General features: G+C 63.0%; 19 protein-coding genes. 11 read left to right on the top strand and 8 right to left on the bottom strand.

All coding sequences use genetic code 11. The features are described 5' to 3' along the window. Window positions 1–9: 9 nt before the first annotated feature. A complete protein-coding gene (mdtD, locus tag ACEN42_RS03660; RefSeq protein ID WP_371880646.1) occupies window positions 10–1,443 on the top strand; it encodes a multidrug transporter subunit MdtD in 1,434 nt (477 codons plus the stop codon). A 241-nt stretch (window positions 1,444–1,684) separates the two neighbouring features. Beyond that, a complete protein-coding gene (locus tag ACEN42_RS03655; RefSeq protein WP_187605973.1) occupies window positions 1,685–2,956 on the top strand; it encodes an EAL domain-containing protein in 1,272 nt (423 codons plus the stop codon). Window positions 2,957–2,958: 2 nt separating this feature from the next. Here ACEN42_RS03655 and ACEN42_RS03650 read toward each other — a convergent pair whose 3' ends face one another. From ACEN42_RS03650 to xseA, 4 genes are all read right to left on the bottom strand, one after another. Further along, on the bottom strand, window positions 2,959–3,111 hold the full coding sequence (locus ACEN42_RS03650) for a hypothetical protein (RefSeq protein ID WP_371880645.1): 153 nt from the start codon (window positions 3,109–3,111) through the stop codon (window positions 2,959–2,961). 76 nt (window positions 3,112–3,187) lie between these two features. Next, complete coding sequence (locus ACEN42_RS03645; protein WP_371880644.1) at window positions 3,188–4,318, bottom strand: acyltransferase family protein; 1,131 nt, start codon at window positions 4,316–4,318, stop codon at window positions 3,188–3,190. A 222-nt stretch (window positions 4,319–4,540) separates the two neighbouring features. Further along, window positions 4,541–5,122, bottom strand: a complete 582-nt coding sequence (sodB, locus tag ACEN42_RS03640; protein ID WP_035500805.1) for a superoxide dismutase [Fe] — start codon at window positions 5,120–5,122, stop codon at window positions 4,541–4,543. Between the two features lie 208 nt (window positions 5,123–5,330). After that, window positions 5,331–6,698, bottom strand: coding sequence for an exodeoxyribonuclease VII large subunit (xseA, locus tag ACEN42_RS03635; protein ID WP_371880643.1), 1,368 nt, complete (start codon window positions 6,696–6,698; stop codon window positions 5,331–5,333). Between the two features lie 438 nt (window positions 6,699–7,136). Here xseA and lpxK point away from each other — a divergent pair, with 438 nt between their 5' ends. The 5 genes from lpxK (at window position 7,137) to ACEN42_RS03610 (ending at window position 11,052) form a co-directional block, all read left to right on the top strand. Next, on the top strand, window positions 7,137–8,153 hold the full coding sequence (lpxK, locus tag ACEN42_RS03630; RefSeq protein WP_238212704.1) for a tetraacyldisaccharide 4'-kinase: 1,017 nt from the start codon (window positions 7,137–7,139) through the stop codon (window positions 8,151–8,153). Continuing rightward, entirely contained in the window at window positions 8,134–8,340 is a 207-nt protein-coding gene (locus ACEN42_RS03625; protein WP_061119386.1) for a Trm112 family protein, read from the top strand. Before lpxK ends, ACEN42_RS03625 begins: the two co-directional genes overlap by 20 nt. An 8-nt stretch (window positions 8,341–8,348) precedes the next feature. Beyond that, window positions 8,349–9,140, top strand: coding sequence for a 3-deoxy-manno-octulosonate cytidylyltransferase (gene kdsB, locus ACEN42_RS03620; RefSeq protein ID WP_371880642.1), 792 nt, complete (start codon window positions 8,349–8,351; stop codon window positions 9,138–9,140). A gap of 288 nt (window positions 9,141–9,428) precedes the next feature. Next, on the top strand, window positions 9,429–10,094 hold the full coding sequence (adk, locus tag ACEN42_RS03615; RefSeq protein ID WP_309881303.1) for an adenylate kinase: 666 nt from the start codon (window positions 9,429–9,431) through the stop codon (window positions 10,092–10,094). Between the two features lie 199 nt (window positions 10,095–10,293). Next, window positions 10,294–11,052, top strand: a complete 759-nt coding sequence (locus tag ACEN42_RS03610) for a 3-hydroxyacyl-CoA dehydrogenase (RefSeq protein ID WP_187605979.1) — start codon at window positions 10,294–10,296, stop codon at window positions 11,050–11,052. A gap of 50 nt (window positions 11,053–11,102) precedes the next feature. On the opposite strand, the gene ACEN42_RS03605 is transcribed toward ACEN42_RS03610, so the two are convergent. Continuing rightward, complete coding sequence (locus ACEN42_RS03605) at window positions 11,103–11,948, bottom strand: SirB1 family protein (RefSeq protein WP_035500792.1); 846 nt, start codon at window positions 11,946–11,948, stop codon at window positions 11,103–11,105. After that, on the bottom strand, window positions 11,948–13,498 hold the full coding sequence (gene murJ, locus ACEN42_RS03600) for a murein biosynthesis integral membrane protein MurJ (protein ID WP_371880641.1): 1,551 nt from the start codon (window positions 13,496–13,498) through the stop codon (window positions 11,948–11,950). Before murJ ends, ACEN42_RS03605 begins: the two co-directional genes overlap by 1 nt. Before the next feature lie 347 nt (window positions 13,499–13,845). On the opposite strand from murJ, the gene rpsT reads away from it, so the two are divergent. Next, window positions 13,846–14,124 (top strand): 30S ribosomal protein S20, encoded by a 279-nt coding sequence (gene rpsT / locus ACEN42_RS03595; protein ID WP_035500787.1) that lies wholly within the window; start codon window positions 13,846–13,848, stop codon window positions 14,122–14,124. A 158-nt stretch (window positions 14,125–14,282) separates the two neighbouring features. On the opposite strand, the gene ACEN42_RS03590 is transcribed toward rpsT, so the two are convergent. Further along, window positions 14,283–14,621, bottom strand: coding sequence for a DUF3579 domain-containing protein (locus tag ACEN42_RS03590; RefSeq protein WP_187605981.1), 339 nt, complete (start codon window positions 14,619–14,621; stop codon window positions 14,283–14,285). 497 nt (window positions 14,622–15,118) lie between these two features. Between ACEN42_RS03590 and argF the strand changes: the two genes are divergently transcribed. Beyond that, window positions 15,119–16,048: an ornithine carbamoyltransferase gene (argF, locus tag ACEN42_RS03585; protein WP_187605982.1), complete on the top strand. Its 930-nt coding sequence runs from the start codon at window positions 15,119–15,121 to the stop codon at window positions 16,046–16,048. 164 nt (window positions 16,049–16,212) lie between these two features. Next, window positions 16,213–17,442 (top strand): argininosuccinate synthase, encoded by a 1,230-nt coding sequence (locus tag ACEN42_RS03580; RefSeq protein ID WP_371880640.1) that lies wholly within the window; start codon window positions 16,213–16,215, stop codon window positions 17,440–17,442. Between the two features lie 68 nt (window positions 17,443–17,510). Here ACEN42_RS03580 and murB read toward each other — a convergent pair whose 3' ends face one another. Further along, on the bottom strand, window positions 17,511–18,527 hold the full coding sequence (gene murB / locus ACEN42_RS03575) for a UDP-N-acetylmuramate dehydrogenase (RefSeq protein ID WP_371880639.1): 1,017 nt from the start codon (window positions 18,525–18,527) through the stop codon (window positions 17,511–17,513). A gap of 100 nt (window positions 18,528–18,627) precedes the next feature. On the opposite strand from murB, the gene ACEN42_RS03570 reads away from it, so the two are divergent. Beyond that, a complete protein-coding gene (locus tag ACEN42_RS03570) occupies window positions 18,628–19,113 on the top strand; it encodes a YajQ family cyclic di-GMP-binding protein (RefSeq protein ID WP_014192189.1) in 486 nt (161 codons plus the stop codon). Window positions 19,114–19,143: the final 30 nt, after the last annotated feature.

Below are 19,143 nucleotides of genomic sequence, written 5' to 3'. Positions count from 1 at the left end.
CTCCGCCCAATGACCGACACCGCCGCAGCCCAGCCGTCCGACCGATCGCTTTCAATCATGCTGTGGCTCGTCGCCACGGGCTTCTTCATGCAGACGCTCGATTCGACGATCGTCAATACCGCGCTCCCCGCGATGGCCCGCAGCTTAGGCGAAGCGCCATTGCGCATGCAGGGCGTCGTGATCGCCTACTCGCTCACGATGGCGATGATGATCCCCGTCTCGGGCTGGCTCGCCGACAAGCTCGGCACCAGGCGCGTGTTCTTCAGCGCGATTCTCGTGTTCACGATCGGCTCGCTGTTGTGCGCGAAAGCGCAGTCGTTGCAGGCGCTCGTCGCGTATCGCGTGGTGCAGGGCGTGGGCGGCGCGATGCTGCTGCCGGTCGGACGTCTCGCCGTGCTGCGCGTGTTTCCAGCGGAACGGTATCTCTCGGCGCTCGCGTTCGTCGCGATTCCGGGGCTGATCGGCCCGCTGATCGGCCCGACGCTCGGCGGCTGGCTCGTGCAGATCGCGTCGTGGCACTGGATCTTTCTCATCAACGTGCCGGTCGGCGTGATCGGCTGCATCGCGACGAATCTGTACATGCCGGACAGCCGCAATCCGGCGACCGCGCCCTTCGATCTCGCCGGCTATCTGCTGCTCGCCGTCGGCATGGTCGCGCTGACGATCTCGCTCGACGGTCTCGCCGATCTCGGCCTGCAACATGCGATCGTCATCGTGCTGCTCGTGCTCTCGTTCGGCTGCTTCGTCGCCTACGGCCTGCACGCGACGCGCGCCGCCCAGCCGATCTTCTCGCTCGATCTCTTCAAGATTCACACCTTCAGCGTCGGGCTGCTCGGCAATCTGTTCGCGCGTATCGGCAGCGGCGCGATGCCGTATCTGATTCCGCTGCTGCTGCAGGTGAGCCTCGGCTACACGGCGTTCCAGGCCGGCATGATGATGCTGCCCGTCGCGGCCGCCGGCATGGCGTCGAAGCGCGCGGTCACGCGTCTCATCGAAAAGCACGGCTATCGGCGCGTGCTGGTCGTGAATACGGTGCTGGTCGGGTTGATGATGGCGAGCTTCGGACTCGCGAGCGCGCACCAGCCGCTCTGGCTGCGGCTCGTGCAACTGGCGGTCTTCGGCTCAGTCAATTCGATGCAGTTCACCGCGATGAACACGCTCACGCTGAAGGATCTCGGCACCGGCGGCGCGAGCAGCGGCAACAGCCTTTTCTCGCTCGTGCAGATGCTTTCGATGAGTCTCGGCGTGACCGTCGCGGGGGCGATACTGTCGACGTTCACGGGACTCTTGCCGCAAGTCACCGAAACGAACTCGTTGCCCGCGTTCCACGCGACATTCATGTGCGTCGGCATCATTACGGCTGCGACGGCGTGGATCTTCGGGCAACTCGCGCCGGAAGTGCGGGCAACGCGCAGGAAGCCCGATCCGTCCGAATCGAACTGAATCCGATCGGTTCGGCAAAGGATCGCGCACCACGGCGGTGCCCCTTGCGCACGATTGCGCGGCGCGCGTTCCCGCGTCTGCGGCACGACCGTCCAATCCGCACACGAATAGGCGCGCCCGACGCACCCGATAACCGCTGCGGCCCGCCTGGATATTGAATTTGCACGCTTTTTGCTCGAACTGCCGGATGCCGATCCGGTAAACTATCTCGATAAAATTCACCGCCTTGCGCCCCGACACCATGAGCATGGTTGATCTCGACCCTCCACGCTTCCAGCCGCCCCGGCCCGTCGCCGGCGACGATGGATCGCGTCGCACCGTGCTGTACGGCGAGTACACCGTTTTCAGCGTGTTCCAGCCCGTGTTTTCCGTGTCGCACCGGCGCGCGATCGGCTATCACGCGTCCTTGCGCGCCCGCGACGACGCGCATCGCCACATTCCGTCTCACGAAGTCTTCACGCAAGCCGCGCGGCGCGGCGATCTGCTCGAACTCGGCCGGCTCGCTGAGTCGCTGCATCTGGGCAACTTCAACGCGTTCGACAGCCACGACGAATGGCTTTTCCTCAGCCTGCATCCCGCCGCGCTGATGGATACGAGTTACGGCGACGCCCTGCTCGCATCGCTCAAGGATATCGGCCTGCCGCCGCAGCGCGTCGTGCTCGAAGTCCCCGAGCAGGCGGGCGGCGAAACGACGCGATTCGCCGAAATCGTCGATTCGCTGCGCAAGTCGGGCTTTCTGATCGCGCTGGACGGCTTCGGCGTGAAGCATTCGAACATCGATCGCGTGTGGCATCTGCGGCCCGATATCGTGACGCTCGACCGCTGCATCCTGCAGCAGGCGACCGAGCATTCGCATATCGAGCGCGTGCTGCCGCGTCTCGTATCGCTGCTCCACGAATCCGGCCAGCTCGTCTTGATGGGCGGTCTCGCGACCGAGCGCGACGCGTTGATCGCACTCGAATGCAACGTCGACTTCGTGCAAGGCGCGTATTTCGCGCAGCCGAGCGTCGATGCCGTACACAGCGAAGTCGCGGCGGGCGTGATGGACGCGCTGTCGGCGGCATCGCGCGAACGCGTCGCGGCGCGCGAACGGGCGCAGGTCACGCGTCTCGGACCGTACGTGAGCGGGCTGGAGCGCGCATCGGTCAAGCTGATGGAAGGCGAATCGCTCGTCACCGCGACGAGCGAGTTGCTGCAACTCGCCGACACCGCCCGATGCTTCCTGCTCGATCAGGCCGGACGGCAGATCGGCGACAACGTCGTGCCGATCGTGCGCACGTCGCAACGCGCGAAGCGTTTCAGCCCGCTATTGCATTCGGAGGGCGCGAGCTGGGAACGCCGGCCGTATTTCATCGAGGCGCTGCGCGCGCCGGGGCGTGTGCATCTGACGGCGCCGTATCTCTCGATCAACGATGCGCACCTTTGCGTGACGGCGTCGATCGCGGCGCAGACACCTTATGGATTACAGGTGCTGTGCGTGGATATCAACTGGGAAGGCGCTAAGCAGCGATAGGTCTACGCGCCGTTGCCGGAATCGGGACGAAGCAGATCGAAACCGGCGAGTACCAGCACGCCGGAGAGCGCGATGAGCGCGGCGGAATGGCGGCCAAAATACAGCAGCGCGGCCGCCGACCAGGCCGCGAGGCACAGGCCTGCGAAGCTTTTCATGGCGATGCGATTCGGAACATGACGACAAGCCGACATTTTAGGCTCGCGTTTCAGCCCGTGCAGCGACGGCCTGCGCTCAGGCGCCGAGCGTCGCCCTGCCGCGATGCTTGCTCCGGCTCAGATACCGGCCCAGTCGAATCGACGGCTTTTCGATCGCATAGTATCCGGCGATGCTGACCGGAAGAATCAGCACGGCGGCGATCAACATCGACATGCCGTGATACGTTTCGCCGAAATAATGCAGCACGCCCAGCAGCACGATACAGTGCAGCAGATACAGGCTGAAGGAAATCTTGCCGAGAAATACCAATGGCCGCGCAGCCAGAAAATCGGCAAACGGCCTGAGCGAAATCGCCAGAATCAAAATGCCGGTCACGGCCGGAAGAACGACCCAATCGTCGGCAAAACCGCGCAGCACGTCGTTGGATATCAAATGGCGATTCACCGAACCAACGAGGACATATAAAGCGAGAGAAATCACCAATGCGCCGAAAAGCCAGCGCGGAGAAATCGGCGCAAGTTTCGACACGATGGCGTCGCGATATCGCGCAATCAAGGCGCCCAGCACGAACATCGAAATGTAATGAATGGTTGGAATCCACTCGCCCCGAAGACTCGCTTCCATGAGCGTCCGATGCAGAGGGAAGTAATAACCGAACGCCGCGAGTGACAGGCCGGCACTCAGCGCTATGGAAAACCAGAGCGGCATGGCAAACACTACGACTATCAGAATCGGAAAGAGCAGCGAGATACGCATCTCGTAGACCAGCGACCAGAGCACCGGGTCCAGCGTGCTGTTGCTGAATGGAATCAGGAAGTAGATATGGTTCAGCAGATCATGCCGATCGATACCTGCATGCCATGCCTCGTTGACCCACTCGCCGGTCCACGACAGATTCGACCGGTAAAGCACGCAATACGCTGCATATGCGGCGAGTACCGCAAACAAGTAAGGTATATAAATCCGGCAGACGCGCTTGACTACGAACTCGGCGAGACCTGGCCTGCTTTCTCCGGTGACCTGCAAAGTCAGCGCAAAGCCGCTCAGCGCGAAGAACAGAATCACGGCGGAATGTCCCTCCGCGATTACGCGCCACGGGACATGCTGAAGCCATCGTGTCAGTGTGATTTGCGAATAGTGATTGAATACGACGGTCAAAGCGGCAATGCCGCGCAATGAATCGAGTTGGTGATAGCGTGTCGTCAATGTTCAGCTCGCGTCTTTGGTTGGCCGGGCCAATATGCAGAATCGGAAGCCAGTTCGGCGACCCCGATCCCGTTAGACTGAGTGAGACTTCGACGTTCCCCAAAAAGCGCCGCACACTTAAAATGCCGGGCGCACCAATAAGAAAGCCCTCTTTCGAGGGCTTTCTTTTCGCTTGCGGCGCTCTGAAAACCAAAGAACGCCGCAACCGATTTTCACGCGCAATCAGGCACCGAAATTCTTCGCTGCGAAATCCCAGTTCACGATATTCCAGTAAGCCTCGATGAACTTCGGACGCGCATTGCGATAGTCGATGTAATAAGCATGTTCCCACACGTCGATGGTCACGAGCGCCTTCGCGTCGGTCGTGAGCGGCGTGGCGGCATTGCTCGTCGACACGATATCCACCGTGCCATCGGTTTTCTTCACGAGCCAGGTCCAGCCCGAACCGAACGTGCCGGTTGCGACCTTGGCGAATTCTTCCTTGAACTTGTCGTAGGAACCGTACTTTGCGTTGATCGCGTCAGCCAGCGCGCCGGTCGGTGCGCCACCGCCGTTCGGCGACAGGCTGTTCCAGAAGAACGTGTGATTCCAGACTTGCGCGGAGTTGTTGAACACGCCGCCCGACGATTTCTTCACGATCTCTTCGAGAGGCAGGTTCTCGAATTCGGTGCCGGGAATCAGCTTGTTCAGGTTCGTCACATAGGTCTGGTGGTGCTTGCCATAGTGATACTCGAGCGTTTCTTCCGACATGTGCGGAGCGAGCGCGTTCTTGTCGAACGGCAGCGGCGGGAGCGTATGTTCCATGATGCGAGCTTCCTTTCTATGTGGATTGTGGGATTGTGAGGATTGAAGCGTGGAGCAATGGATTGTAGGCGAGTTGGGATAACCCAGCAAACCGTGTGCCCTTTATGAGCAAGATTGCTTTCCATATGCCTCACACGGCGTAAAAAGTGCTCTGGCGAGCCTCTTCGGGCACGTCAAATGTACGCCGATTTCTCGTGTCGCGCCGGCTTCAGAATTCGTCTGACAGACGCGGCTGGACATCGGCGAGCAGCACGTCCGCGGAGCCTTCCGCGAGATGAACGGTGAGCGGCCGCCTCGGTTTCAACGCGTTCGGCGCACGCACGGCGCGGCCGGTTTGAGCGTCGATCAATGCGGCATAGCCGCGTTCCAGCGTGCGCTGCGGACTGAGCACCTGCAAGCGCGCCGCCAGTTCCGAGACGCACGCTTTCTCGCGCTCCGCGCGTCGCTCATGCGCGCCGCCGATCCGCTGCGCGAGCCGCAGCAGATGCTCGCGTTCGGTAGCCACGTTCGGACGCTTGCGCTGCCAGCGATATTGCACCAGCGCGAAATGCGCGCGCGCATCGCGCACGGGCCGCGCGCCCGCGGTACTGAGACGGCTCGCCAGTTGCCGCAGATGCGCACGCTGCCGCGCGAGCCGCTCCGCCGGACTCACGAGTCTGCGCGCGAGCCAGTCGAGTTGCTGCGCGCGCCGCTCCATCATCCGGCCGAAGCCGCGCGCGAGCGCCGCATGCCGATGATCCAGCTCGCGCAACAGCAACACGCGTTGCGGGCTGACGAGTTCGGCGGCGGCGGTCGGCGTCGGCGCGCGCACGTCGGCGGCGAAATCGGCGATGGTGAAATCCGTTTCGTGACCGACGCCGCTCACCACCGGCAACTCGCTCGCCGCGATCGCACGCGCGAGCACTTCCTCATTGAACGCCCACAGATCCTCGATCGATCCGCCGCCACGGCACACGATCAGCACATCGACTTCGCGACGCGCATTCGCGGCTTCGACCATCGCCGCGAGCTTCGCGCCGACGCCCGCGCCCTGCACCGGCGCCGGATACACGACGACCGGCACATGCGGCGCACGACGCGCGAGCGTCGTCAGCACGTCGCGCAAAGCGGCGGCCTGCAACGACGTCACGATGCCGATGCCGCGCGGATGCGTCGGCAGCGCGCGTTTGCGCTCGGCCGCGAAGAGTCCTTCGCTTTCGAGTTGCGCCTTCAGCCGCAGGAACGCCTCGTAGAGCCGGCCCTGCCCCGTGCGCCGCACCGCTTCCACGTTGAGCTGCAACTCGCCGCGCGGTTCGTACATCGTGACGAGCGCGCGCACCTCGATCTTGTCGCCTTCGCGCGGCATGAACTCGGCGTATTGCGCACGGCCGCGAAACATCACGCAGCGCATCTGCGCATTCGCGTCCTTGATCGAAAAGTACCAATGGCCGCTCGCCGCACGCGTGAAGTTCGACACTTCGCCCGACACCCAGACGAGCGGGAACGATCGTTCGAGCATCGAGCTGATTGCGCGATTGAGCGCTGAAACGGGGATGACGGCATCGCCGCTTTGCGACGGCAGGGAATCGGGATTCATGTCTGATGGGAAAAATATTTGCGCGGCGGCCGCCGTGTCCGATGGACAAATGCCGCTGAACGAGGTACGCAAGTGTAGCAAGTGTCCACACAGAAAGACTTACCGCAGTGCGCGCCGCAGCATCGCTGGAGGCCCGTGACTTCGTCCTAAACCATTGATTTTTAGTCGATAATTTTTCATGAACACTGTAATCCCCGAAGCAACTCTTTCCTGACGCGGTGATGCGCCCGACGCGCCGCAAGTTCTTCACAGACTTATCCACAGGCGCTCGAATTGCACCGGGCCGAATCCTCACCCATGCTCGCGACTGGCGCCCACGGCTCACGCGCGCTAGAGTGCCGGGTTCCAGCACCCGCCAACCGTACTCCGAGGAGCTGCCGTTGCACGCCATGCCGTACCCGACCTGCCGCCCGCCAGCGTTCAGCGCGAAGGCGGTCCATGTCTGATTTCAAGCCGCCGATCGAGAACTTTCTCGCCCGCGAATGGCGCCGTCGCGGTCCCGTCGCCTGGGCGCTGACGCCCTTCGCCTGCATTTTCGGCGCGATCGCAGCCACGCGGCGCGCCTTCTACGAACTCGGCTGGATCAAGCGCGTCGATGTCGGCGTGCCGGTGGTCGTCGTGGGCAACGTGACCGTCGGCGGGACGGGCAAGACGCCGACAGTCATCGCGCTCGTCGAGGCGTTGCGCGCCGCCGGGTTTCAGCCGGGCGTGGTCTCGCGCGGCTACGGCGCGAAGGTCGCGAAGCCGACGAGCGTCACGCCGACGTCCGCCGCCGCGCAGGTCGGCGACGAGCCGCTCCTGATCGCACGGCGCACGCACGCGCCGGTGTTCGTCTGTCCGGATCGCGTCGCCGCCGCGAAGGCGCTGATCGAAGCGCATCCGAACGTCGATGTCCTCGTCTCCGACGACGGCCTGCAGCACTACCGCCTCGCGCGCGCGTTCGAACTCGTCGTGTTCGATGCCCGCCTCGGCGGCAACGGCTTTCTGCTGCCCGCGGGTCCGTTGCGCGAGCCGATGTCGCGCCGCCGCGACGCGACGCTCATCAACAGTCCATACGAGCGCACGCTGCCGCCGTGGCCGGACACGTTCGCGCTCGAACTCGAATCCGGCGACGCATGGCTGCTCGACGATCCGCATCAGCGTCGTCCGCTCGATCAGTTCGCGGGCGAGAAAGTGGTCGCGGCGGCGGGCATCGGCTCGCCGGAGCGCTTCTTCGCGACGCTGCGCGCGGCGGGCATCACGCCCGCGACACGCGCGTTCCCCGATCACTATTCGTATCGCGAGAATCCGTTCGCGGGCGTCGAAGCCGATGCGATCCTGATCACCGAAAAGGATGCAGTAAAATTTGGGGCCTGGCGCGACGCACGCATCTGGGTCGTTCCGGTGCAAGCCGTGCTCAGACCGCGCCTCATCGCTCTTGTTGTGGAGAAACTCCGTGGACGCACGTCTGCTTGAAATCCTCGTTTGCCCGATCTGCAAAGGCCCGCTCAGTTACGATCGCGCGGCGCAGGAACTCGTCTGCAGCGCCGACAAGCTCGCCTATCCGATCCGCGACGGCATTCCCGTGATGCTCGTCGACGAAGCGCGGCAGACGGTCGAAGGCACGCCCGTCGAGCCGATCAAGCCCAACGGCGACGCCTGAGCGCTGACATGTCCGTTCCGTTCATCGCGGTCATTCCGGCGCGTCTCGCTTCCACCCGTCTGCCGAACAAGCCGCTCGCCGATATCGGCGGCAAGCCGATGGTCGTGCGCGTCGCCGAGCGCGCGCGCGAATCCGGCGCGAGCCAGGTGCTCGTCGCGACCGATTCCGACCGCGTGGTCGAGGCCGTGCGCGATCACGGCATCGAAGTGATGATGACGCGCTCGGATCATCCCACCGGCACGGACCGTCTCGCCGAAGTGGCGACGCGCCTGAACTGGGACGACGACGCGATCGTCGTCAACGTGCAGGGCGACGAGCCGCTCATCGATCCGCAACTCGTGCGCGATGTCGCCGCGCACCTCGCCGCGCGTCCAGAATGCGCGATCGCCACGGCCGCGCATCCGATTCACGATCCCGCCGACGTCTTCAATCCGAATGTGGTGAAGGTCGTGCTCGATGCGAAGAGCGTCGCGCTCTACTTCTCGCGCGCGCCGATTCCGTGGACGCGCGATCTCTGGCAGCCGCACTGGCCGGACGTCGACGCGCTCGGAAAACTGCCTTCAGTGCCCGAGAACGTGCTGCGCCACATCGGGCTCTATGCCTATCGCGCGAAGTTTCTGCGCGACTTTCCCACGCTCGCGCAAGCGCCGATCGAAGCCGCCGAAGCGCTCGAGCAACTGCGCGCGCTGTGGCACGGCGAGCGCATCGCGGTGCGCGTGACGCAGGACGCGCCGCCGCCGGGCGTCGATACACCCGCCGATCTCGAGCGCGTCCAGGCGCTTTTCCCCACAGCCGACTGAGCGCTGCCGCACAACCCGTGTAAACCCCGCCGACGCCCGATTGACGGGCGTTTTTGGCGATTTCTATCCGCGTTATTACGGTCGCGATCGTAAGGAGCCGTGGCATAATCAAGCGATTGCGCGAGCCTTCCGGTCAGCGCCACGCTCAACGTTGCGCCGCTGTCCGCAGGTGCCCGCCGTCTCCTTTCGGCCGCGCGCCCTGTCGTCGACGCCGCACGAGCCAAGCCACCGGATGTCAAATCAGCCTCGCGGCTTGAAGCGGTTTATAGACGATTCGGAGAGATCACCATGCGTTTGATCCTGTTGGGCGCACCCGGTGCGGGCAAGGGCACCCAGGCAAACTTCATCAAGGAGAAATTCGGCATTCCGCAGATTTCGACCGGCGACATGCTGCGCGCAGCCGTCAAGGCAGGCTCGCCGCTCGGCGTCGAGGCGAAGCGCTACATGGACGCGGGCGAGCTGGTGCCGGATTCGCTCATCATCAATCTCGTGAAGGAACGTCTGCAGGCGGACGACTGCCAGAACGGCTATCTCTTCGACGGCTTTCCGCGCACGCTGCCGCAAGCCGAAGCCATGAAAGACGCAGGCGTCGCGATCGACTACGTGCTCGAGATCGATGTTCCCTTCGACGAAATCATCACCCGCATGAGCGGCCGCCGCGTGCATGCCGCATCGGGCCGCACGTATCACGTCAAGTTCAATCCGCCGAAGGTCGACATGACCGACGACGTCACCGGCGAGCCGCTGATCCAGCGCGACGACGACAAGGAAGAGACCGTGAAGAAGCGTCTCGACGTGTATGTCGCGCAGACCAAGCCGCTGATCGCGTACTACAACGACTGGGCGAAGAGCGGCGACGCGCCGAACGGTTTGAAGGCGCCGGCGTACCGCAAGATCGCGGGCACCGGCACCGTCGATGAAATCCGCACGCGCGTGTTCGACGCGCTGAAGTAAAGCGCGCCACGTTTAAGGCCCGAAGAAAACCCGCTCTCGACGAGCGGGTTTTTTTACGCCTGTGAATCCGCATGATCGATGTGCGATTTTGCGATCACGGGCTTCGCTACAATCGACGCGTTTCCCACAAGGACTACATCGGCGCGAGCGGCACATATCCCTGCCCTCGCACGCTCGAATCACATAACGGAGAAGCAGCATGGAGATGCAAGGCAATGTCTTTCTGATTACCGGTGGCGCGTCGGGACTCGGCGCGGCAACGGCGCGGCTCATTACGGCGCAAGGCGGCAAGGTCGTGCTCGCCGACATGAACGAGGCGGCGGGCGTCGCCCTCGCGAACGAGCTGTCCGGCGCCTTCGTCAAATGCGACGTGAGCCAGGAAAGCGACGGTCAGCGCGCCGTCGAAACCGCGACGAGTCTCGGCACGTTGCGCGGCCTCGTGAACTGCGCGGGCATCGCGCCGGCGGCGAAGACGGTCGGTCGCGACGGTCCGCACGCGCTCGATCTGTTCTCGAAAGTGATTTCGGTGAACCTCATCGGCACCTTCAACATGATCCGGCTCGCGGCCAGCGTGATGTCGAAGAACGAAGCCAACGATGCGGGCGAGCGCGGCGTGATCGTGAATACGGCATCGGTGGCGGCGTATGACGGGCAGATCGGCCAGGCGGCCTATGCAGCGTCGAAGAGCGGCGTGGCGGGCATGACGCTGCCGATCGCGCGCGATCTGAGCAAGAGCGGCATCCGCGTGATGACGATCGCGCCGGGCCTGTTCGAAACGCCGATGCTGCTCGGCATGCCGAAGGAAGTGCAGGACGCGCTCGGCGCGATGGTGCCGTTCCCGTCGCGCCTCGGCAAGCCGGACGAATACGCGATGCTCGTCAAGCAGATCTTCGATAACCCGATGCTCAACGGCGAAGTGATCCGTCTCGACGGCGCGATCCGCATGCAGCCGAAATGACGCTTTGAATGTGAAAACGGCGGGCTTCTCCCGAAGCCCGCCGTTTTCATTCAGTCGCCGTTGTGCTGCGTGCGCTGTCGCAGCTCATGCAATTCGGTCTCGACGACCGTCGCGTCCTCGGCATCCGGGCGTATCTCGATGTAACGCTGCAAATCTTCGAGCGCCGGCCGCAGATAATCGAGGCGCGCGTACGCGAAGCCGCGATCGCGCACTTCCTCGATGCTGTTCGGTAGCGCGATCACGAGCCGCTGCTGAACCGCGAGCAGCCGCTGCCAGCGTTCCGTCTGCAAGTAGGTGCCCTTCAGATTCCGCAGCATGCGCGCGACGATCTCGCGGCGCGTCGCGGGCTGCAACAGCACGCGCAGCGCGCTGCCGATCGATTCGCCCACACGCTGCACATACGGCTCCAGCATCTCGACCATCTGCGCTTCGGAGAGCGTTTGGCCGGTAGTCGGATCGAGCATCAGATCCTGGCCCGGTGTGGCGACGCGCAGCAGGAAATGCCCCGGAAACGACACGCCGCGCACCGGCAAGCCGAGTTGCTCGGCCATTTCCAGATAGATCACCGCGAGCGAAATCGGAATGCCGCGACGCCGGCGCAGCACCACGTTCAGATGGCTGTTGTCGGGATCGTAGTAATCGTTGAGGTTGCTGGAAAAACCCAGCTCGCGAAAGAAGTATCGATTGAGCGCATCGACCTTGTGCTCCACGCTCGCGTCGTCGGGCATGCGGCGGCGGGCGCGCACGACGAGTTCGTCGATCTCCGCGAGCGTAGCCTGCATGTCGAGATCGGGATATGCATCCTGCGCGAGCGACAAAGCCGCTTCCGTGAGCGGAAGGCTCTCGTCGTCCGCCATCAGCGAAGAGAAGTAGTCGAGGATACGCGTTGTCGTCATCAAAGCGTGCGTCTCTTGAAATAGGCGTACTTGAAGCCCATTGCGGACAGAATACCGAAATATAGCGCGGCGAACACGACGAGGCTTGCACCGAGGAGCGCGATGCGCATGAACGGCGTCGCGCGCATGCCGACCCAGTCGAAATTGATCGCCACCCAATGCATCGTGCCCGCAAGAATCAGGCACGCGCCGATCAGTTGCACGAAAAAGCGCAGCCAGCCCGGTGAAGGCGCATAGATCTTGCGGCGGCGCAGACCCGCGAACAACAGGAGCGCATTGGCGAGCGCGCCGAGGCCGATCGAAAGCGTCAGACCGGCATGGGAAAAAATCGGCACGAAGATGTAGTTGCTCACCTGCGTCATGATCAGCACGAAGATCGCGATCTTCACCGGCGTCTTGATGTCCTGCTTCGCGTAGAAGCCCGGCGCGAGAATCTTGATGAGGATGAGCCCGATCAGCCCGATTCCGTACGCCGCCAACGCGCGGCTGACCATCACGACGGAATGGCTGTCGAACTTGCCGTAGTGAAAGAGCGTCGCGGTAAGCGGCTCGGCGAAGAAGAAGAGCGCGATCGCGCTGGGCGCGGCCAGCAGGAACGTGATGCGCAAGCCCCAGTCGAGCAGCGCGGAGTATTCGTCGTGGTTGGCGTCGACGTGCGCCTTCGACAAGCTCGGCAGCAGGATCGTGCCCAGCGCCGCGCCCAGCAGCGCGGTGGGAAATTCCATCAGGCGGTCGGCGTAGTTAATCCACGACACCGCGCCCGCCCCGATGTTCGACGCGATATTCGTGTTGATGATGAGGCTCAACTGCCCCACCGACACCGCGAACATCGCCGGGACCATCTTCAGCAACACGCGCTTGACGCCCGGATGCGCGAGCGCGCGCCGGAAGTTCAGCCCGACGCGCGGCGTCATGTCGATTTTCTTAAGGCCGGGAAGCTGCACGAGCAATTGCAGCACGCCGCCGACGATGACCGCATAAGCGAGCGCATAGACCGGCACCTTCAGATGCGGCGCGACGAACACCGCCGCGAAAATGAACGCGACGTTCAACAGCACGGGGGCGAACGCGGGCAGCGAAAACTGCTTGTACGTGTTGAGCACGCCTGAGGCGAGCGTCGTCATCGAAATGAGGACGATGTACGGAAACATGATGCGCGTCATCTCGACCGCAAGCGTGTATCCGATGCCTTCGTGCTTGAGCCCCGACGCCACCGCGTAGACGACCCAGCTCGCGCCCGCCATGCCGGCTATCGACAGCACGACGAGGAACCACGTGAGCACGGTCGACATCGCGTCGACGAGCGCCTTGGTCGGATCGTGGCCCTTGCTGTTCTTGAACTCGGCGAGGATCGGAACGAACGCCTGCGCGAACGCGCCTTCCGCGGAGAGACGCCGCAGCAGATTGGGAATGCGGAACGCGACATAGAACGCGTCGGTATAGACACTTGCGCCGAAGGCTCGGGCGATCAGCGTTTCGCGGATCAGGCCGGTCACGCGCGACAGCAGCGTGAAGCCGCTGACCGTCAGGAGGGCTCGGAATAGATTCATGGGGCGCTTATTATACGGGCCGCGTGCTACGCGCCCACGAGACTCCGCTTGCTGCGGACCAAATGCACCAAATCGCCCCGGGACGGCGCGATCCACGCGCCGCTTGTCACGTCTCATATTCCCTTGCTATAATTTCCGGTTTCGAAGCTCCAAAATTCTATTGGATTGCGTAGCTTCGCGTCTTTTCCGGCTCAGGCCGGCGATGTTTTAGAGGTTCTCGGGCAATCGTTCCCGGGAGTTCAGATCAAAAGGCAGCGCGATCGAGTGCCCGTGTCAGGGTTTTTCAAGGCCTTCGCCGGCCGCGCGCTCCGGACAAGTAACAGCAGAAACAGGACAAGGAAACCGTCATGGCAAATTCCGCTCAAGCTCGCAAGCGCGCCCGTCAGGCCGCCAAGGCAAACTCGCACAACTCGGCGCTGCGCTCGAAGTTCCGCACGGCCATCAAGGCAGTTCGCAAGGCTATCGAAGCCGGCGATCAGGCCAAGGCCGCCGAAGTGTTCCAGTCGTCGGTCAAGACGCTGGACATCATCGCGGACAAGAAGATCGTCCACAAGAACAAGGCTGCTCGTCACAAGAGCCGCCTGGCTGCAGCAATCAAGGGCCTGCAGGCCCCCGCTGCCCAGTAATTCCGGCTCGCTTCTGGCGGGCGCTTCCGGTCATCGCGAGTTTTCGTTGACACAGGCGTTCGCCGAAGCAGCTTCCTGTTTCCGCTGCGCAGTAACGAAAAAGCCCGCTTCGGCGGGCTTTTTTGCGTCTGCGAACTCTGTTTCTTACTGTCGATTCATCAGGGTTGGTGCTGCTGGGTCTGCGTGCCGTGATGCGGCGGCAGTTCGCACGCCTCGGTCACGAGCAGATCGTTGTCCTTCGCGAAGTTCAGCACGAAGTCAAAAGCCATCGGCTCGATGTCGCGCAGGCGCGAATCGACGATCACGACCTTGATGTCGCCGATCATCGTCGGACGCACGTAGATGGAGTATTGCAGACGGGCGTTGGGCCCTTTTGCCTTGGGGCCGAAGCCCGACATCACACCGCACAGGCGCTCGGACCAATCGCTCGGCCGAAACTTCCTCCCGTTCCTGGTGATGCCTTGTATGAAGTATTCGGTCGGAGATGTTTCAGCCATGTAGAAATACCTTTTGACGGCCGGTGACGCGCACCGGGACGCACATGCCTGACGCAGGGAACCGCATGGGCCGGCGCAGGAGATCGATTCTGTGAGAACCGTCCGCGCCCGCGGCAGGAATGGCGGACTCGACAGCACTGCGCAATCCACCGCGAAATCGAAACGCACGAAGCCACGCCGACCGGATTCTTTCGAACCCTTCGCCGCAAATGCGCGTGAAACGGTGCTGAATGTTGCAGAACTGTTGAAAAACGAGCGAGCGCAATTATACCGCAGCGACCTCTTTTCCGCAGCGCACACAGACATCGCGCGCGTCCATCAGGGCTATTACGAAGCCACGGGCGGGGCCTGCGCGCTCGGCATCGTCCTTTTGGCCAGCCTCGTCAAACATCGCAAAATCCTTTATGCTCAAATGCGATACCACTCACGACGGCGGCGCCGTCCGGCCCTGACGCCTCATGGCGAAGCGGCCGGTTCGAAGCCGCCGCCTGCGTTTCATGACCGCCAAAAAAATTCGCCACTATCTTCAGTTCAAGGATTTTTCGCTCGACGACTACGAGTATCTGCTCGAACGCGCGCGCATCCTGAAGCGCAAGTTCAAGAACTACGAGACCTATCATCCGCTGCACGATCGCACGCTCGCGATGATCTTCGAGAAGAGCTCCACGCGCACGCGTCTCTCGTTCGAAGCGGGCATCTTCCAGCTCGGCGGCCACGCGGTGTTCATGAACACGCGCGACACGCAACTCGGCCGCGGCGAGCCGATCGAGGATTCGGCGCAGGTCATCTCGCGCATGGTGGACATCATCATGATCCGCACGTTCGGCCAGGACATCATCCAGCGCTTCGCCGAAAGCTCGCGGGTGCCCGTCATCAACGGGCTGACCAACGAATATCACCCGTGTCAGGTGCTCGCGGACATCTTCACGTTCTACGAGCATCGCGGTCCGATTCACGGCAAGACCGTCGCGTGGGTCGGTGACGCGAACAACATGCTCTACACGTGGATCGAGGCCGCGCACATCCTCGGCTTCAAGCTGCGCCTCTCGACGCCGCTCGGCTACAAGCTCGACCCCGCGCTGGTCTCCGAGGAAAGCAAGCCGTTCTTCGAAGAGTTCGACGATCCGAACGATGCGTGCGCGGGCGCCGACCTCGTCACGACGGACGTCTGGACCAGCATGGGCTACGAAGCCGAAAACGAGGCGCGCATGAAGGCGTTCGCCGACTATTGCGTCGACGCGGAGATGATGGCGCGCGCCAATCCCGACGCGCTCTTCATGCACTGCCTGCCCGCGCATCGCGGCGAGGAAGTGAGCGCGGAAGTCATCGATGGCCCGCAGAGCGTGGTCTGGGACGAGGCGGAGAACCGTCTGCACGTCCAGAAGGCGCTGATGGAGTATCTCCTGCTCGGCAAACTGAATCACTGAGCAAATCGGCGCTGCCGATGAGCCGCGCCTCCCAATTTTGCGGAAGCGCGGCTTTTTGATGTCAAAATAGCGTTTTTTCCGCGCACTTCATGCCCGTCGCGCGCCCGACGGACGCGAAGCGGCGCACAACCGCCGCACCTGGCTTTTCAGCACACGAGTTCACCATGAGCGATATCAAGAAAGTCGTGCTCGCCTATTCGGGCGGTCTCGACACCTCCGTCATCCTGAAATGGTTGCAGGACAACTACGACGCCGAAGTCGTGACCTTCACGGCCGACATCGGCCAGGGCGAGGAACTGGAGCCCGCGCGCAAGAAGGCGCTCCAGCTCGGCATCAAGCAGGACAACATCTTCATCGAAGACCTGCGTGAAGAGTTCGTCCGCGATTTCGTGTTCCCGATGTTCCGCGCGAACACCATCTACGAAGGCGAGTATCTGCTCGGCACGTCGATCGCGCGTCCGCTGATCGCGAAGCGCCAGATCGAAATCGCCCGCGCGACCGGCGCGCAAGCCGTCTCGCACGGCGCGACCGGCAAGGGCAACGACCAGGTCCGCTTCGAGCTCGGCTACTACTCGCTCGAACCCGGCATCAAGGTGATCGCGCCGTGGCGCGAATGGGACCTGCTCTCGCGCGAAAAGCTGCTCGCGTACGCCGAGAAGGCTGGCATTCCGATCGAAATGAAGCACAAGCAAGGCGGCGCGCCCTACTCGATGGACGCGAACCTGCTCCACATCTCGTTCGAAGGCCGCCATCTGGAAGATCCGAAGGCCGAGGCCGAAGCCGACATGTGGCGCTGGACCGTGTCGCCGGAAGATGCGCCGGATCAGCCGGAATACGTCGATGTCGAATTCGAGAAGGGCGATCCGGTCGCGCTGAACGGCAAGCGCCTGTCGCCCGCCGAGATGCTGACCGAGCTGAACCGCCTCGGCGGCAAGCACGGCATCGGCCGTCTGGATCTGGTCGAGAACCGCTACGTCGGCATGAAGTCGCGCGGCTGCTATGAAACGCCGGGCGGCACGATCATGCTGAAGGCGCACCGCGGCATCGAATCGATCACGCTCGATCGCGAAGTGGCGCACCTGAAGGACGATCTGATGCCGCGTTACGCATCGCTGATCTACAACGGCTACTGGTGGAGCCCGGAGCGCCGCGCGCTGCAGGTGCTGATCGACCACACGCAGGAGAAGGTCAACGGCTGGACGCGCGTGAAGCTCTACAAGGGCAGCGTGTCGGTCGTCGCGCGCGATTCGAAGGAAACGCTGTTCGACAAGACCATCGCGACCTTCGACGACGACGGCGGCGCCTACGACCAGGCCGACGCCGGCGGTTTCATCAAGCTGAACGCGCTGCGCATGCGCATCGCGGAAAACGCACGCCGCAAGCGCGGCGCGTAATTCGCGCGTTTCTGGACGTAAAAAACCCGCCGGACTTTCGTTCGGCGGGTTTTTTTATGCAGTCGGAATCAGAGGCAGACCGGTTCCATCTCCAGTTCGACGTCAAAGCGCGCGAGCACGTCGCGTTTGATGGCTTCAGCGAGTTCGAGCACTTGCGCGCCCGTCGCGCCGCCGCGATTCACGAGGACGAGCGCCTGACGGTCATGCACCGCCGCTCCGCCGATGCCGCGCCCTTTCCAGCCGCATTGGTCGATCAGCCAGCCTGCCGCGAGCTTCACTTGCCCGTCCGCCTGGCGATACGAGACGACGCTGGGTTCGCGCCGTTGCAGCGTCTCGAATGCCGCCGCGCTCACGACCGGATTCTTGAAGAAGCTGCCCGCATTGCCGAGCACGGTCCAGTCGGGCAGCTTGGCGCGCCGCACGGCGACGACCGCATCGAAAATGGCCTGTGCATCCGGTTTTGCGGCGCCGTCGAGCGCGCGCGCGACGTCGGCATAATCGGCGCGCGGCGTCCACGCTTTCGGCAACCTGAACACCACCGACGTGATCATGAAGCGCCCGCGCCCTGCCCGCTTGAAAAAGCTGTCGCGATAACCGAACGCACATGCGGCACGATCGAAGTCCACGCGTTCGCCGGTCGCGAGTTCGACCGCGCTGAGCCGCTCGAAGCGCTCGCCCATTTCGAGCCCGTACGCGCCGATGTTCTGAATCGGCGCCGCGCCGACCGTGCCCGGAATCAACGCGAGGTTTTCGAGGCCCGGCATGCCTTGTGCGAGCGTCCAGGCAACGAAATCGTGCCAGTTTTCGCCCGCGCCGGCTTCGACGAGCCAAGCGCCGTCGTCTTCGCCGATCACGCGTTTGCCCGCGATGCCGACGATCAGCGCGACGCCGTCGAAATCGCGCGTCAGCACGATATTGCTGCCGCCGCCGAGCACGAGTTGCGGCATGTTCGCGATGCGCGCATCGGTGGCGAGCGCGACGGCCGCATCGACGGAATCGATGCGCATCGCATGACGCGCGCGCGCGTCGAAGCCGAACGTGTTGTGAGCGAGCAGAGAGAAATCGGAGAGAAGCTGGAGCGACATGAGCGAGGCGCGTCGGTAGAATGACGACAGGTCCGTGATTATAGCGATTGCGCGAGCCGCGCTTGCCCGGCGCGCTCGCCTCAATGAAGGAGAAAGACAGATGCCATCGTTTGACGTCGTCAGCGAAGCAAACATGATCGAAGTGAAGAACGCGATCGAGCAGTCGAACAAGGAAATCTCGACGCGCTTCGACTTCAAGGGTTCGGATTCACGCGTCGAGCAAAAAGAGCGCGAACTCACGCTCTACGCCGACGACGATTTCAAGCTCGGCCAGGTGAAGGACGTTCTGCTGAACAAGCTGGCCAAGCGCAGCGTCGACGTGCGTTTTCTCGACTACGGCAAGCAGGAGAAGATCGGCGGCGACAAGCTGAAGCAGGTCGTCACGGTGAAGAAAGGCGTGTCGGGCGATCTGGCGAAAAAAATCGTCAAGATCGTGAAGGACAGCAAGATCAAGGTTCAGGCGAGCATTCAGGGCGATGCGGTGCGCGTGCAAGGCACGAAACGCGACGACCTGCAAAGCGCCATCGCGCTGCTGAAGAAGGAAGTCACGGACACGCCGCTCGACTTCAACAACTTCCGCGACTGATTTTTTGCCGCAAGAAGTGAAAAAGCCGTT

Source organism: Caballeronia sp. S22 (genome assembly GCF_964261745.1).
GTDB classification, from domain to species: domain Bacteria; phylum Pseudomonadota; class Gammaproteobacteria; order Burkholderiales; family Burkholderiaceae; genus Caballeronia; species Caballeronia jiangsuensis.
The sequence above is the reverse complement of the archived record's forward strand: the minus strand, read 5'-3'. Positions and strand labels throughout refer to the sequence as shown.

Coding starts and splice junctions, on each gene's coding strand:
- mdtD (WP_371880646.1), top strand. CDS start 10: ATGACCGACACCGCCGCAGCCCAGCCGTCCGACCGATCGCTTTCAATC.
- ACEN42_RS03655 (WP_187605973.1), top strand. CDS start 1,685: ATGAGCATGGTTGATCTCGACCCTCCACGCTTCCAGCCGCCCCGGCCC.
- ACEN42_RS03650 (WP_371880645.1), bottom strand. CDS start 3,111: ATGAAAAGCTTCGCAGGCCTGTGCCTCGCGGCCTGGTCGGCGGCCGCG.
- sodB (WP_035500805.1), bottom strand. CDS start 5,122: ATGGAACATACGCTCCCGCCGCTGCCGTTCGACAAGAACGCGCTCGCT.
- xseA (WP_371880643.1), bottom strand. CDS start 6,698: ATGAATCCCGATTCCCTGCCGTCGCAAAGCGGCGATGCCGTCATCCCC.
- lpxK (WP_238212704.1), top strand. CDS start 7,137: ATGTCTGATTTCAAGCCGCCGATCGAGAACTTTCTCGCCCGCGAATGG.
- kdsB (WP_371880642.1), top strand. CDS start 8,349: ATGTCCGTTCCGTTCATCGCGGTCATTCCGGCGCGTCTCGCTTCCACC.
- adk (WP_309881303.1), top strand. CDS start 9,429: ATGCGTTTGATCCTGTTGGGCGCACCCGGTGCGGGCAAGGGCACCCAG.
- ACEN42_RS03610 (WP_187605979.1), top strand. CDS start 10,294: ATGGAGATGCAAGGCAATGTCTTTCTGATTACCGGTGGCGCGTCGGGA.
- ACEN42_RS03605 (WP_035500792.1), bottom strand. CDS start 11,948: ATGACGACAACGCGTATCCTCGACTACTTCTCTTCGCTGATGGCGGAC.
- murJ (WP_371880641.1), bottom strand. CDS start 13,498: ATGAATCTATTCCGAGCCCTCCTGACGGTCAGCGGCTTCACGCTGCTG.
- rpsT (WP_035500787.1), top strand. CDS start 13,846: ATGGCAAATTCCGCTCAAGCTCGCAAGCGCGCCCGTCAGGCCGCCAAG.
- ACEN42_RS03590 (WP_187605981.1), bottom strand. CDS start 14,621: ATGGCTGAAACATCTCCGACCGAATACTTCATACAAGGCATCACCAGG.
- argF (WP_187605982.1), top strand. CDS start 15,119: ATGACCGCCAAAAAAATTCGCCACTATCTTCAGTTCAAGGATTTTTCG.
- ACEN42_RS03580 (WP_371880640.1), top strand. CDS start 16,213: ATGAGCGATATCAAGAAAGTCGTGCTCGCCTATTCGGGCGGTCTCGAC.
- murB (WP_371880639.1), bottom strand. CDS start 18,527: ATGTCGCTCCAGCTTCTCTCCGATTTCTCTCTGCTCGCTCACAACACG.
- ACEN42_RS03570 (WP_014192189.1), top strand. CDS start 18,628: ATGCCATCGTTTGACGTCGTCAGCGAAGCAAACATGATCGAAGTGAAG.